The organism is Shewanella nanhaiensis, assembly GCF_019457885.1.
GTDB lineage: Bacteria > Pseudomonadota > Gammaproteobacteria > Enterobacterales > Shewanellaceae > Shewanella > Shewanella nanhaiensis.
Map to the genome: position 1 here is coordinate 491395 of NZ_JAHZST010000003.1, position 15110 is coordinate 506504.

The following is a 15110-nucleotide window of genomic DNA, read 5'->3' on the forward strand; positions in this document are numbered from 1 at the left end:
TTGCAGGTAATAAATGAAATTAATTAAGCTAGGCATAATAGTTGCCATTATTATAGTTGTATTACTGCCCTTAGTTACTACATTCAGCAGTACAAACGAAAACAGTAAAGATCTTCCTAACATAGAAAAAACGACAGTATCTTCACTGCCCGAATTTAAACCTCAAGATATCCAGCTTCAGTCTAAACAAAGTAAAATTATAGCCTTTTCCCAAAACAATATAGATATACAAACAGAGCTACATAAAAAAGTACGTAAAGATATTGCTGCTGGTACCAGTGATGATCCAGAAATTCAGCAAGGCATTGAAGTAGGTGAGAAAGCATTTGAAGTGCTGGTAGCAAAAGATTGGGACGCTCTATTAAATATTACTGATATCATTCAAGAAACTGCACCTGAGGCACTTGAAGTTCTTATCTTGCAAGCATTACTTCAAAATGCACCACTAGATGTTATTTTAGAACTACTCAACCGTGGAGCTGAATTACCCCCAAGTTCAATCCATATATTAGTTGCTTCGGGTCAGCTGGATAAAATTAGAGTGTTAGAAAACTACGGTTTAGATCTCCATTATGCAAGCTCTATAACAGGTAACGCTTTTAATGTCGCTGTTAGCACTCAGGTTAAACCTTCGATATTTAAGTACTTATTGAGTAATGGAGTAAAAATAGACTCTAAAGTGAAAGGCCGTGATACTTTAGAGTCAGCTCTAAAAGACTTCTTTGAAACTGGAAAACAAATTGGTATTGTGAAGTTTCTAGTTAAAAATGGTGTACCTATTTCCTCATCCCATTATCAAATCATAAAAGCAAATAAGATTTTTGAAACAAAGCGTTATCAAGGTTTAATTTCATCAATTCCAGAACTAGAGCCACATTAAACCTCCAGCTTTACCTCCGTGTAGCGCGGCGCTCTGTGGTGAGAATATCTTTGTTTTTTTATAAGAAAGAATGGATCCCGGAACAAGCCCGGGATGACGGCTATAGCACATGCTCAATTTTTGCTTTTGTTGTAAGCGAAGCGTTCCCGTAGCCACAGGATATTCCGTAAGCAGCGCGTTCTGTAGACGTTTGTCTCCATCTTTAACTCCGTGATCTCTGTGAAGCGCAGCGCTCTGTGGTGAGAATGTCTTCGTGCTTTTACAAGAAAGAATGGATCCCGGAACAAGCCCGGGATGACGGCAATAGCGCATGCTCAATTTTGCTTTTGTTGTAAGCGAAGCATTCCCGTAGCCATAGGTTATTCCGTAAGCAGCGCGTTTTGTACTCAAAAAGTTGTCCGTAAGTTCATCTCAGCTTTTCTAGCAGCGAAGCGGCCTAACAGTGAGCCTGCGAACGTCCTCGTAGGCACGAAGTGCCGTCCTAGCAATCCCGAGCACCAAGACAAAAGCAATTCACCACAGAGAACACGGAGGGCCACGGAGAGTAGCAACAAACAAAAACTCAGAGCATTAGAACAGATCTAACCCTGGTATTGCTGCTTCTTTAGGGTGAAGGCAGTGGTACAGATATATCGCAAAGCCTGCATCACCAGTCCATAAAGTATACCGGCCTTGTCCATAAGCCAGACGCGCTTTTTGGCACTGTTCAATAGCGTGCATGGCGAATAGTCTTGCTCTCTCAAGCCACACTGAATCACCTGTCCTGCGGTATAGATATAACAAAGCGTAACCATTACCTGATGTCCCGTGGCAAATATTAGCCCCTTTTACCAAAGGGCCAGCTTGCCAAACAAGTCCACCTGTTTCTTGTAGTAAACGATCCAGTAGTTTGGAGTCTTGGGAATCATCTTGTTGTGTCCTAGCCATCGCGGTAACTATTCCTGCCGCTCCGTGACACCATTGCACCAGCAGTTTGTCAATATTTGGCTTAGTGCAGAGTTTCCAGTTCGCTAAATTACCATCTTGCTCAACTGAGGTATTCAGTGTAGAGATAGTACGTTTCAGGATCATGGCTCTAGGGTCATCTGACAGTAAATCAGCACCTTGTAGCAATATATTGGCATTACCAGTTAATCCGTGACAGGCACCATAATAGTGACGCTTTGGACCGAACACTTGGCTTTCCCAAAGCCACTCTCCGGTATCAGTATCTAACTTCCAATTATCCAATAACGCCTTGGCACCTTTTACGTATAACTCTTTCCAATGGTTTTTACCCGTTTTACGATATAGCGCCAGCGCCCCATGCATCATGCCGCTTTGCCCTGAAGTGATCTCGTACAGAGGAAGCGCTAACGTCGCTTCCATGCAACGTATTACCCGTCTTGATAACTCTTCATTGTTAGGTTGAGCTAACATGGCGGGCATTAATATCCCAAGTTCACCAATTTGTAATCCAGGTTCGACTGAAACATCTGGGCTTTTCAAAAAAGATTGGTAAACGGTTTCTAATAAAACAGACAGATCACTGACTTTATATCCGTAGCGCCCCAATATTTGTAAGGCATGAATGGTTCCTGCAGCCCCTGCATATGCAGACCATTTTGGACCAACCTTAGGATAACTTTCCGCATCAAGCGGGTGTGTAGGCCAGCAAGACTCGGGCAAGAGTGAGCCCTCAATATCATCAATAATTGATAATATCTCAGCTTCTACAATAGCCTTATCCCATAAACGATTCGTCAGGGGCTCGTGACGCGAGGGGTCAAATAACATAGATTTAAGCCAATTGGACTTGTTTAATTGGTTCTGCTTCAGAAAAATGGGCCAGCGATTATTAATGTATAACTTAATGCGTACCTAGTAAGTTATCAACACTCTACAGCACTATCAAAACATCTCCTTCTCTTGAAGCTGTTGCTCACAGAAAAGTAATCTAGTAGTGAGCTTTCGAACCTATTCATAAGCACGAATTAGGCACGAAGTGCCATTATAGCAGGGCGAAGCTCCTGCTATTTTCGTCGAAAAAGCAGTCAAATGTCGACATCTTCGTCAACTTCTGGTGAAATCAGACTATTATTCTTATCAGTGCATAAATGCACGATTCACCTGTATTCTCAAAGGATTTTGATATGAGCGCCAAAGCTAAGATTCTACTGGTCAATGGTCCCAACTTGAACCTGTTAGGGCGTCGTGAGCCCGGCCATTATGGTCATCACACCTTAGACAGTATCGTGCAGAATATGAAAAATACGGCAAACAGTGCCGATGTTGAACTCGAACATATTCAATCCAATGCAGAGCATGAACTTATTGATGCAATTCACAGCACAGATGCCAATTTTATCATCATCAACCCTGCTGCATTTACCCACACTAGCGTCGCTATTAGAGATGCTATTCTAGGGGTCGCGATCCCTTTTATTGAGGTTCACCTATCTAATGTTCATGCCCGTGAACCTTTCCGTCACCACTCCTACTTCTCTGATAAGGCCGTCGGCGTTATCTGTGGTTTAGGCGCCGATGGCTATCAGTTTGCCCTCAAGTCAGCCATTAATCGTTTGCAGGGTCCATCGGCTTAGCTCATAGCCCGTCAGTATTTTCATCTGTGATAAATCGGAACCATTATGGACATTAGAAAAATTAAGAAGTTGATCGAGTTAGTGCAGGAGTCAGGGATCGCCGAACTTGAGGTCACCGAAGGGGAGGAATCGGTCAGGATCTGCCAGCACAGAGATCAAACAAGCGCTTCTCAAACCACTCAGCAGCTCCACACAGCCGCCAACTCACCTCAAGTCGATAACAAGCAAGATGATGCTAGTGACAGCGATGAGGTCACCGACTTCGATGAAAAAAATACAGTGATCTCGCCTATGGTCGGTACCTTTTACCTCTCTCCGGCACCAGAGGCTGAACCTTTGTGTAAAGTAGGCCAAAGGGTTGAGCAGGGCGACCCTATCTGCATTATCGAAGCGATGAAGATGATGAACCAGATAGAGGCCGTACGCTCGGGCATCGTCAGCAAAATCTTAGTTGAGAGTGGTGATGGCGTGGAGTTCGATCAAGCCTTAATTATTATTGAGGATGAATAGAGGCGTTTCGAGTTTCGAAAGCTAACCACCTTTCATTAATAGATAACAAAGAAGATAAAACCGATGAAGCCAGTGCCTCTGAAACGTGTATTGATTGCCAACCGTGGTGAGATAGCCCTAAGAGTTCAGCGCGCCTGCTCGCAACTAGGGATTGAAACCGTTGCAGTGCACTCCACTGCCGACAGAGACCTGCTTCATCTTAAACATGCGAGTAACACCATCTGTATCGGTAAACCCGCCCCTATTGCCAGTTACCTCAATATACCGGCGATAATCTCCGCAGCCGCTCAAGCCAAGGCCGATGCTATCCACCCTGGCTATGGATTTTTATCTGAAAATGCAGATTTTGCCGAGCAGGTTGAACGCAGTGGCTTCACCTTTATCGGCCCTAATGCCGATGTGATACGGCAGATGGGGGACAAGGTCTCAGCGATTAGCGCAATGAAAAAAGTGGGTGTGCCAACAGTGCCGGGATCCGATGGCGTACTGACTCAAGATAATAAGCTTAATCAAGAGATTGCAGAGAAAATAGGCTACCCGGTTATCGTCAAGGCGACCGCTGGCGGTGGTGGAAAAGGGATGCGAGTCGTCCACCATAGCGATGAACTTATTCAGGCGATTGAACTGACTCAAGCTGAGGCTAAGGCTGCCTTTGCTAACGGCGATCTCTATATGGAGAAGTATCTTCAACATCCACGCCATATCGAGATACAAGTCCTCTCAGATGGCCAAGGCAACGCCATACATCTAGGAGAGCGAGACTGCTCAATGCAGCGTCGACATCAAAAAGTCTTGGAAGAGGCGCCAGCATTAGAGATTGATAGCGCCACACGCAGCACAATAGGTAGGCTCTGCGCCAATGCATGTATCGAGATAGGCTATCGCGGTGCTGGTACCTTCGAGTTTCTCTACGAGGCCGGTGAGTTTTACTTTATCGAGATGAATACCCGCATTCAGGTTGAGCACCCCATCACTGAGATGATAACAGGCATAGATCTGATTCATGCCCAACTTGAGATAGCATCGGGCAGACCGCTCACCATTAAACAGCAAGATATTCAACTTAACGGTCACAGCATAGAGTGCCGCATTAATGCTGAAGACTCCCACACTTTCATCCCCTCACCCGGAACTGTCACAGGCTTTCACGCCCCCGGCGGCATAGGTGTGCGTTGGGACTCTCACCTCTATGCTGGTTACACGGTCCCCCCCTACTATGACTCTATGATAGGCAAGTTAATAACCTGGGGCGCGACACGAGATCAAGCTATCGCCCGTATGCAAACTGCACTGGATGAGTTAACTATCGAAGGGATATCGACAAACAAAGCTCTGCTCCAACAGATCCTAAAAGACAGAGGCTTTAGAGAGGGCGGACAGTCGATACACTACTTAGAAGAGCAGGTTTTAAGGAAGTAATAGAACGGGCTTCGCCCTGCGAGAACGGCACTGCATGCCTGAGAGTGCGTTCGTAAACTCACAGCTGATAGCTTCGCTGATATAAAAGCGAATACCACAAGCGGCTAAAGATACGGAATGGCCTACGACCGTTACGGGTCAAGCAGAGAAGAATATACGATCAAGCCTTATCCTATTGTAGGTCGGCATTGATGCCGTCAGGTTTGCATATCGATATAAGTTATTGATGGGCTAAAGCCTAACCTACTAACTATTTATCCGTCATTCTAAACTGGTTTCAGAATCCAGCTTTAAAGCTTATTAAAAAGCATCAAGGCCACTGAACTATATTTGGCTCACAAGTTGAAGTGTAGTTATCAAGCTCTATCAAACCATGGAGTATAAAGCCGTGGTATCGGGCTTTGACTAGTTGATAGTCCAGAGCTGGGGCGAAGTAGTAGGTAACATCCTCAGCACCAGTTTGCTCAACGGGTATTAAGCTTAACTCTCCCCAAGGCGGGATATTTTCACTCAGCTGCTCTTGCACATAGAGCTGGTAAGGCTCTATTGCATCTGACGCTTGTCTAATTAAAGCGAACTGCTTTCGCCCTTGCAGCAGATATTCACGAATTTGAATCGCTAAGGTATCTACATCTCGCAGAGGAATGCTGTCTGAACTGTAGGTATCGACATCACCATCAATATCCACGCGAGACTCACGACCAGCATTTTCAAAGCTCACCCGCATATCCCGAGAACGAAATCCTGTCACCTTCTGATGAAAGTTGTCGGTAAGCCATTCATGGGTGTTATCTGACCAGGAGAGTTCAGCTCGCTGCTGATATTGAGTGCCGATCCCTAGAATACTGGCTTCACTCTTTGAGGTAACAACGGCCGTTTTTCCCTGCCAAGTTTCAGTTCTGCTCATGGTACCAGTATGAATACCACTCAAATAGATAGCATAGTGTGAACTACGGCTACAGGCTTGCAATGGCAAATCTAACGGCTTTGCCAGTTCATCATTGGCAAAAGTTCTGTTGCTGACACCAACTAAAGCTGAGGCCAATATCAAGCTTGGCAGCAGCAAAGTGATAGCTCCAATGGCATGACCCATAATTAAAAGACTTCGTTCACATTCAGGTAGAAGTTAGTCTCATTTTCACCCACGCCCACATCAAGGCGCAGATTGATATTATCTTTGATCTTAAAGCGGAAACCTGTTCCGTAGGAGGTTAATAGCTCATCGGTCAGATCGCCTATCTTAGGTGCTACGCTCCCAGCGGCGCCCCAGAAAACCATGCCATAACGCTGGAATATAGGTAAGCGATACTCAACTTGCCCCATCATCATCTGCTCGTCACGGTAGCGCCCCTTAATATAACCACGCATGGCGTTAGAGCCGCCTAAATCAGGTAGCATGTTCCAAGGCACATCGCCATCTGTAAAGTGCCCCTGTAACTGCCATGCAATCAATCCAGGTGCTGAGCTCAATATGGAGGTAGAGCTCAAATCGATGTAATTGGCCAACTCAAGATCATAGGTCGAAAACGAAGCGTACTCACTGTTTTGATATAAGCCCGCATCTATTTGAAATAGCCAACCTTTGGTGGCATTTAAACGATAATCTCGCGAGTCATAGATACTGGTCACTACAACGCCTGAGCTGACGTTATCGGGCAAAATAGCGCTAGAATCAACAGGTACTTCTGTCTCAGCTAACTGAAACTTGTCTGCGCTGGCGTAGACAAAATTGGCACCCACACCGACAAAGTAGTTATCGGCAACTTCGGTCATCCAACGAGGTTTAAAGCTGTATAACTGCTCCTCAAACTCATGATGGTTACTGTCTAAGTGACCTTGCTCTATTCCTTGTCCATAATAAACTGACGCTTCATTGTGCAGCTCTAGCTCCAACAATAATCTTTGCTTACCGCCATTAAAAAAGGTCATATTTTCAACTTCAACGCCGTAGGAGTTGTTCATCGAAACAAAGGAGTTCAGCACCAAAGATGAGGGCTGCTCCTGTGCCGAAGCACCATCGGTTTTATATAGGCCAACCATCAAAAGGCCAACGCCAAACTTCTTCTCCGGCGTGTAATAAGCTGTTGGAAGATAGCTCATATCGATGGCTTTGCTCTCATCAAACTCACCATCTGCACCAAAGACAGACAAGATATCGTCCACCCAAGTTGGCTCCATATCTTTTGGTGTTTCAAACAGAGGTTCGACGGCAAATGCCGCATTAGAAAAAGCAAACAAGGTTAACAGTAAAATCCGTTTCATAAAGACTCTAATCAATGATGGGGAATTAAGGGAGACACTAAGCGGCCTATCTGGCGGTCATATGACTCGCCGGGCGCATTTTAACACGAGATTAATCCTGAACAATTAATTTGTTTTGTGCCAATCTCTCTAGCAGCGACTCCCCCTCACAATAAGCCTAAGCATTCGGCCCTAATGGGCGAGCTCCTATTCACGCACTCTTTTTCATCGGTTCTTGATTTAAATACTTGGCCAGATCAACTTCATTAATCTGTTTGATATCAAGGAATTTATGAGCGTACTCGAGATAGATCCCACTTGAGAGAAACAGCTTAAAAATATCCATATCTAAGTGTTCATCCAGTGCCATCTTATGCAAAATATCGATAGCAACACTAAGGGGCTTAGCCTTTTTATAGGGTCTATCGGCGGCGGTCAGAGCCTCGAAGATATCGGCAACGACTAAGATACGCTCAGGTATTGAGAGATCATCGGCGCTTAGCTTTCGTGGATAGCCTGTCCCTTTTAAGGTTTCATGATGGGTCGAAGCATAGCGTGGCACACGGGCAAGCTCAGGTGGGAATGGAAGGTTTTCCAGCATCTTAATGGTGCTGGTCACATGCTCATTAATCTTAAACCTATCTTCAGCGGTCAAAGTGCCTCTAGAGATAGAGAGGTTATAAAGCTCACCTAAGTTATATTGGTGCTCTGGGATCGCCATCTTGATACCAAACTTAGGATCGAACTCCACTTTATTGATTCGCTTGATAATATGTTCGGCCCTGTCACTTAATAGCGACTCAGTCACTGGGTAACTTATTTCTGCCTCTTGGGCACTAAGATTAAGCTCTTCGACAGGCGAGAGACCGAGTCTATCGTCAAAATGGCGCTCCCAAGTGATATTAGCAAGCTGAGCTAGACGATCTTTTGCCTCTTGGCCCATAAACTCCCCGCCAACATTGGCGTTAGCGATGAACTCAAAGTCCTCAATTAACTGCTCTCGTTTATGGGCCAGCTCTGCAAGTAGAAGCTCGTTCGGGCTATGTTTAGAGGAGGTCGTTTCAGAAGATACTCGCTTAAGGTAATCAATCTCAGCGTCGCGCCACAGCACTTCAAAGCGCATCCTGACCTCATGAATACGGTTATAAACCGCCTCAAGCTTAGTCCCCTTATCGACAATATATTCAGGTGTTGTGATCTTGCCACAGTCATGTAACCAAGCTGCAATTCTGAACTCTCTATGCTCATCTTCTGAATTAAACTTAAAATCCTTAAAGGGTGCCAGCTCAGATCTCTGCGCAGCGTCCGCTAACATCAAGCCAAGCTCAGGTACACGGTTACAGTGCCCTGCTGTATAGGGAGATTTATCATCAATAGCTTGGGCTATTAGTTTGATAAATGACTCCATTAAGGCCTTCTGATTCTCCTCATGCTGCTTAATCGAGACAGACATCTCAACCATGGAGGTCGCTAGCTCGTCGAGCTCAGAGATATTGGAGTCGACATTACGCACTTCATCATATTGACGATTTTTTATCTTCTCATTTTCAAGAGCTAATAACTTAATGGGGCGAATAATAGGCGATGAAAATAACCAAGAAACAGGCAAGATCAACAACAAACAGATACTTGTGAGGAATATAGACTGCAACACTTTTTCGACGCTTGCTGCTAATAGCTGCTGTGTAGGCACAACTATCGCTAAATACTCCTGCTCTCCAGAAGAGCGACCACCAATGGGTGTCACATAGATAAACTCTTCAACCCCATTAAGCTCACGCTGAATTAATCTTTTCTGCTCATTTGGCGAACCTGCCAGCTCAATCAATGCCTCAAAAGGAACGGTTCCCTGTGTCGATAAGGTCTCCTTATCTCCCTCTCCAAACCATTTAGCCCTTAATGCTAGGGTTTGCTCAGGTGTAATGTTGGCAAGTGCCAAATTAATCACCTCAATCACAGCCTGCTCTTGAGTCGGCATCACAATATGTAACCCGGTATCGACCTCTACAGGAGAGAAATCCAGCTGTTCATGATACTGAATAGCTTCAACAAAAAATTGATTCGCGGTGTAGTGCAATATAATGCTGCTATCGAGCGCAGCAAACACCTCTCCCTCTTCAACCGCGCGCAATATTGCATAGGTCGAAGCCATCTCAACAATCTCTATCTGGGGGTAGTTTTGCCTAATAACCTCGATAATGGACCAGCCAACGGGTATCGCCAACTGCTTACCATTTAACTGTTCAATATGAGTAATTGGCGCGATACCGGGTTGAGTGACAAGTGCAAAAGGCAGCTCAAGAAAAGGTTCACTAAACTCACCGAGTAAACGGGTCTCATCGGTTTTAAGCACTGAGTGCAACATATCTAACTCATGAGCTTTATAGTTTTGCGTTAACTCGCTCCAACTAAAGCCATTGATATAACGCAGGCGAAGCCCTGTCATCTCTGAGATCAGATTAAGCAGATCGATACTATACCCTTGGGGCATGCCAGAGATGGCAAAATCGATGGGCGCCCAATCGGTTTCATTGGAGACTAAAAGAGGTTGAGTTGCCGCAACCAGCTCCCTCTGCTGACTGTTCAGCTTTAGCTCTCTGGAGGTAGGGATCTCAACGCCACGTTTCTCTATCTGGTTTGATGCAACCAGTTCACCACTCTCTTTGTAGAGGTAGATCTTCTCATTGATACCGGCTTCCGCTCCCCCCTCGCTCTGCATAACCAGAAAATCTGACAGAGTCGATAATGCGATATCTAAGGCGAGCACAGCACCAGATTCAGCCAATTTGATGGAGTAGGTTTGACCCGGCGATTGCAGGTGCTGAAATAGATAAGGTTCTGTTTTTGAAACAGACTCGGTATTAGCATCAACAAACCAAGGCCTGACACTCGCATCGTATTCGCTGGGCTCTGTATGCGTCACACGCAAGTTAAACTGCTCATCGAGATAGGATTGCTCTCGTTGACGCAGCTCCCCTTCACCACTTATTGTGATGATCACCCAACGATCTAAATGAGATGCATTGAGCTGCGTCCTGATTATTGGATGGGCATCTAGGTTAATTAGCTCATAAAAATCGCCATTGGGCATGCCGATGTAGATGGCATAAAACAAAGAGTTAGTTCGCATCACTTCAGCAAAAGCTTGCTGCGCTTCGGGGTTAAAAGCTCCATCGGTCACAAGATCATCAAAATTTGAGAGTAACTGTGTTGTATTCGTTGCTCGATTGTCTACTTGGGTGAGGTAACTACTGGTGTTTTTAGCCGTGAGATTATAGAGCTTAACGGCGGAGTCTGTGGCCATAGTGTTACTAAAGTAATACTGCAAACCTATGGCAATAGCGGCTGTCACAATAGTGGCTAAAATAAAGATCCCCACCACAGTGAAACGAATGGTAAAACGCTTATTGTTGACCTTGGCTGCAACACCCATAGTATCCCTGCTCTATGATTCAATCCCTGAAACATGCATCTTATAACAGGTAGGTAACAAGTCAACAAAGAGTGACGGAGTTAATATTCAATAAAATCATAACGATATAAACAACCAATCAAGACAACATAATACGCCAATAAATAGCGGATTAATGAAACTATCCTCTTAAAAATAATCAAAAACCCATGCTTTACGTTTTCACTACCAGTGACACTTAATCCAAGTATCGACTGATATCCACATCGTCAATTTGAGACGGGTCAAGAAACTTATTGGCATACTCAAGATAGATCCCAGAGGAGAGAAAGAGCTTAAACAGTTCAATGTCTAGATGCTGCTCTAACGCCATCTTATGGAGAATATCCACGGCGACACTGACGGATTTCGCCTTTTTATAAGGTCTATCGCCTGCGGTTAATGCCTCAAATATATCCGCAATCACCAAAATACGTTCAGGAACAGAGAGCTCATCACCGGTGAGCTTTCTAGGGTAGCCAGTTCCAATTAAGGTTTCATGGTGAGTCGATGCATACCGGGGCACTCGCGCCAGCTCAGGAGGAAATGGTAGGCTCTCCAACATCTTGATAGTGGTGATCACATGCTCATTGATCTTATACCTATCCTCCACAGTTAATGTGCCCTTAGAGATAGAGAGGTTATAGAGCTCCCCTCGGTTATATTGCAGCTCAGGCACCTGAATATTAATTCCCAATTTCGGATCAAAACTAACGGGTAATATACGAGCAATAAGATGCTCAGCTTTATCATTTAACAGCTGTTCAGTAGCAGGCAGCGAAGACGGAGCCTCCCCTAAATGCCCCTCCTCTACAGGAGATAAACCTAGCCTGTCATCAAAGTATCTAAGCCAGCTTATCTCAGCCAACTGAGTTAACCGTTCGATATCAGCGCCCTCCATAAACTCCCCACCAATATTGGCGTTAGCAATAAATTCAAAATCTTGCTTTAGTTGTTCATGCTGTGCTTTCAACTGATCAAGCAGGGCTTCTTCACTCTCGGGAGACTGGGCTAATAACTTGAGATACTTAATCTCAGCATCTCGCCATAGCACCTCAAATCGCATGCGGATCTCATGAATACGGTTATAGTTGGCCTCAAGCTTAGTGCCCTTATCGACAATATGCTCTGGCGTGGTGATCTTGCCACAATCATGTAACCAAGCGGCTAATCTAAACTCTCGATACTCATCTTCATTTTTAAAACTAAACCCTTTAAAGGGGCCACTCTGCGCTTTATGCACTGCTGTTGCTAGCATCAAACCGAGTTCAGGAACACGATTACAGTGCCCCGCCGTGTAGGGAGATTTATCATCGATCGCTTGAGCAATTAACCGAATAATCGCTTCCATCAAGGCTTTTTGAGACTCTTCATAAGCTTGAATTGCTGATGCCATCTCAAGCATAGAATCGGCAAGTTCATCGAGCTCTTTGATATGTGTCTCCACCTTGCTGATTGAGTTATAACGCCTATGTTTTACTTTGACATTTTCACGACACAAGAGATTGATTGGCTTGATAATAGGGTTTGAAAACAGCCAAGAGATGGGCAGAACCATCAACATGCAAACAGCCGTTATCAATATAGAGGTCAGCACCTTATCTGTACTTGAGGCCAATATCGCCTCACTAGGGATCACAATAGCAAATAGCAAGAGCCCCTCAGCAAAAGAGGTCACATAGACAAACTGCTCGACGCCATTAATAAGTCGTTTCTGCAGTGTTTGATGTAGTTCACTCTGAGCGCCTATCTCTATCAAATCTTGATAGGGAACCACCCCCATGGTTTTCATTGGCTGACGTGGAGAACTCCTACCTATCCACTTCAACCTCAAGGCCTTTTTCTGCTCTTTAGTGATATTGGCTAAAGCGAGGTTAATGATTTCAATTAATCGCTTATCTTTTGCCAGAATAGTCAGTCCATCGGGCCCCTTCTGAGGAGAAAAAGAGAGTTCATCATGAAAGCTAAGACCCTGAATAAAAAACCTTCGTGCCGTATAATGCAGATTAACCCCGATATCCAGTGCCCCCATCACTTCACCACGCTTAACTGCGAGCAGAGACTCATAGCTCGATGGATACTCGACTAACTCGATGCTTGGAAAATGACTCTGAATAAATGGAATGATCGACCAGCCTGTCGACACCGCTACCCTCTCACCTTTAAGGGCTGCGAGCGCACTTACCTTAGGTGCCCCCTCTAAACTTGCTAAGGTATAGGGCAAAGTTAAAAATGGTTCACTAAAGTTACCTAACTCACTATTATTTTTAGTCTTTATTATTGACTGTAATAACTCTATTTTCCCCGTTTTATAGGCACTGAGTAACCCTTGCCAGCTAAAACCATTGACATAGGTGAACTTTAATCCAGTCATCTGAGCAATCAGCTCCATAATATCAACACCATAGCCTAAGGGCTGACCCGAAATAGCAAAATCTATCGGAGGCCAATCGGTCTCATTTGAGACTCTGAGCACAGGTAAACTCTCAATAAGGGAGTGCTGAGCTTGAGTGAGCACAAGTGGTAATGATTTAGGTATCTCCACCTGAGTCGATTGCTGCCGATTAGAGGCGATTAACTCACCGCTAGGCTGATACAGGTAGACCTCACTTTCAAAGCCTCCACTGGTACTTCGGCCAATCACGTTTAAATATTTGGACAGCGTAGAGAGGGTAATATCCACAGCCAGAACAGCCTCAGAGTCAGCCAGTGCTATGGAGTAGGTTTGACCAGCGAACTGGCTAAAATCAAACAAGTAGGGCTGAGTTCTGGAGACCCTATCCCTACCAGCATAAATATACCAAGGCCTCTGCCTTGGATCAAAGTCAGTCAGCTCCTCCCTTTTAACTCTTTCATTAAATTTATCATCAAGATAACTGACTTTTCTGCTTCTTTCATCCCCCACTCCAGCTACCAACAGCAGTACCCATCGATCATCGGGCGTTGCCAGTAATTGATCCCGAATAGTAGGGTAAGCGTTGAGGTTGACCAACTGGTAGAAGTCGCCATTTGGCAGGGCTAAGTTAATCGAAAAGTAGAGTGGGTTAATCCTCATCAGCTCAGCAAAAGTGTGTAACGACTTTTCATTAAAGTGTTCGGCTTCGATCAACAAGTCTGAACCTGAGAGCAACTTGGTGATGTTGACAGCTTGTGTGTCGACTTGAGAAAGGTACTTGCTAGTATGATCGGCATTAAGATCATAATGTTTTAAGGCAGAGTCAGTTGCCATAGACTGACTAAAATAGTACTGCAGACTTATGGCTATCACGGCGGTTAATACCGTCGCAAAGATAAAAATACTCACGACAGTAAACCGTATGGAGACCCGTTTATGCTCGTATCCCTCTACAGAAAACATCCTATCTCCCTATGATAACCACTCCTTGCAGACCGACCAGTCTATAAAAAAAACAATTTGAGTCAACGAATTAAAAGGCAGACCAAATAACTAAACCCACACATAAAATAGGTGATTAATACCTATGTAGATGTAGTTTAAAGGGAATTGTAAAGACCTACACAGGTAGTTATAAGATAAAAATCTAACCAGAGCATTTTGATTGTAAAATAGAGCTAAACAACTACCTAAATTACGCTATTTTCTACTATTTCTATGGTTGAATGATGGGTTTCTACCCTCTCCAACCAGTTAACTGGCTTGTAGGATAACAAGTTACAAATATCTTTTTGGTTGGGTTCATTGGGTCTTTGGTTGGCTTATGATCAACCATGACTTCATATCTAATCTATAGCCTGCGGCTCGCTGAATGTGGAAACACTTCTGCGACACGCTGTGAATATGTCCCTATACGCTCTACGGTTTCATCCCTGAAACCGAAGGTCACAGCCGCGTTCACACCAGATTGTTTGTCTCTTCGATTGAGGTTATTGGTTATAGCGCATTTTTGGACAGAATGTATGGTACGCCCCGTTATTGCAAATAATAAAGCAAGATAACAGGAGTTGGTTTGCGCTAATGTATTCAGAGTCTATTGAGACCTTCATTAGTCCCAGCTCTACGATGAGA

The 15110-nt window shown here is 44.5% G+C and carries 9 protein-coding genes; 4 read left to right on the forward strand and 5 right to left on the reverse strand.

Annotated features, from left to right (window positions below; genetic code table 11):
* The first annotated feature begins 13 nt into the window (after positions 1-13).
* Positions 14-880, forward strand: coding sequence for an ankyrin repeat domain-containing protein (locus K0625_RS06630; RefSeq protein ID WP_220108953.1), 867 nt, complete (start codon positions 14-16; stop codon positions 878-880).
* Between the two features lie 570 nt (positions 881-1450).
* On the opposite strand, the gene K0625_RS06635 is transcribed toward K0625_RS06630, so the two are convergent.
* The gene (locus tag K0625_RS06635; RefSeq protein ID WP_220108954.1) at positions 1451-2656 is read right to left on the reverse strand and encodes a lanthionine synthetase C family protein; all 1206 of its coding nucleotides are present in this window, start codon (positions 2654-2656) and stop codon (positions 1451-1453) included.
* A gap of 356 nt (positions 2657-3012) precedes the next feature.
* Between K0625_RS06635 and aroQ the strand changes: the two genes are divergently transcribed.
* The 3 genes from aroQ (at position 3013) to accC (ending at position 5391) form a co-directional block, all read left to right on the forward strand.
* A complete protein-coding gene (aroQ, locus tag K0625_RS06640) occupies positions 3013-3462 on the forward strand; it encodes a type II 3-dehydroquinate dehydratase (RefSeq protein ID WP_012323190.1) in 450 nt (149 codons plus the stop codon).
* A 45-nt stretch (positions 3463-3507) separates the two neighbouring features.
* Entirely contained in the window at positions 3508-3972 is a 465-nt protein-coding gene (gene accB / locus K0625_RS06645; RefSeq protein WP_220108955.1) for an acetyl-CoA carboxylase biotin carboxyl carrier protein, read from the forward strand.
* Between the two features lie 63 nt (positions 3973-4035).
* Positions 4036-5391 (forward strand): acetyl-CoA carboxylase biotin carboxylase subunit, encoded by a 1356-nt coding sequence (gene accC, locus K0625_RS06650; protein WP_220108956.1) that lies wholly within the window; start codon positions 4036-4038, stop codon positions 5389-5391.
* Between the two features lie 310 nt (positions 5392-5701).
* On the opposite strand, the gene K0625_RS06655 is transcribed toward accC, so the two are convergent.
* The 4 genes from K0625_RS06655 to K0625_RS06670 form a co-directional block, all read right to left on the reverse strand.
* Entirely contained in the window at positions 5702-6484 is a 783-nt protein-coding gene (locus tag K0625_RS06655; protein WP_220108957.1) for a hypothetical protein, read from the reverse strand.
* 2 nt (positions 6485-6486) lie between these two features.
* Positions 6487-7653 carry a BamA/TamA family outer membrane protein gene (locus K0625_RS06660; protein WP_220108958.1) on the reverse strand — a complete coding sequence of 389 codons (1167 nt, stop codon included), beginning with the start codon at positions 7651-7653 and terminating at the stop codon, positions 6487-6489.
* Positions 7654-7843: 190 nt separating this feature from the next.
* On the reverse strand, positions 7844-11065 hold the full coding sequence (locus K0625_RS06665) for an HD domain-containing phosphohydrolase (RefSeq protein ID WP_220108959.1): 3222 nt from the start codon (positions 11063-11065) through the stop codon (positions 7844-7846).
* Positions 11066-11282: 217 nt separating this feature from the next.
* The gene (locus tag K0625_RS06670; protein WP_220108960.1) at positions 11283-14441 is read right to left on the reverse strand and encodes an HD domain-containing phosphohydrolase; all 3159 of its coding nucleotides are present in this window, start codon (positions 14439-14441) and stop codon (positions 11283-11285) included.
* Positions 14442-15110 lie beyond the last annotated feature (669 nt).

What these genes read in the sequence shown, in the direction of transcription:
- K0625_RS06630 (WP_220108953.1), top strand. Translation starts at nt 14, where the DNA reads ATGAAATTAATTAAGCTAGGCATAATAGTTGCCATTATTATAGTTGTA.
- K0625_RS06635 (WP_220108954.1), bottom strand. Translation starts at nt 2,656, where the DNA reads ATGTTATTTGACCCCTCGCGTCACGAGCCCCTGACGAATCGTTTATGG.
- aroQ (WP_012323190.1), top strand. Translation starts at nt 3,013, where the DNA reads ATGAGCGCCAAAGCTAAGATTCTACTGGTCAATGGTCCCAACTTGAAC.
- accB (WP_220108955.1), top strand. Translation starts at nt 3,508, where the DNA reads ATGGACATTAGAAAAATTAAGAAGTTGATCGAGTTAGTGCAGGAGTCA.
- accC (WP_220108956.1), top strand. Translation starts at nt 4,036, where the DNA reads ATGAAGCCAGTGCCTCTGAAACGTGTATTGATTGCCAACCGTGGTGAG.
- K0625_RS06655 (WP_220108957.1), bottom strand. Translation starts at nt 6,484, where the DNA reads ATGGGTCATGCCATTGGAGCTATCACTTTGCTGCTGCCAAGCTTGATA.
- K0625_RS06660 (WP_220108958.1), bottom strand. Translation starts at nt 7,653, where the DNA reads ATGAAACGGATTTTACTGTTAACCTTGTTTGCTTTTTCTAATGCGGCA.
- K0625_RS06665 (WP_220108959.1), bottom strand. Translation starts at nt 11,065, where the DNA reads ATGGGTGTTGCAGCCAAGGTCAACAATAAGCGTTTTACCATTCGTTTC.
- K0625_RS06670 (WP_220108960.1), bottom strand. Translation starts at nt 14,441, where the DNA reads ATGTTTTCTGTAGAGGGATACGAGCATAAACGGGTCTCCATACGGTTT.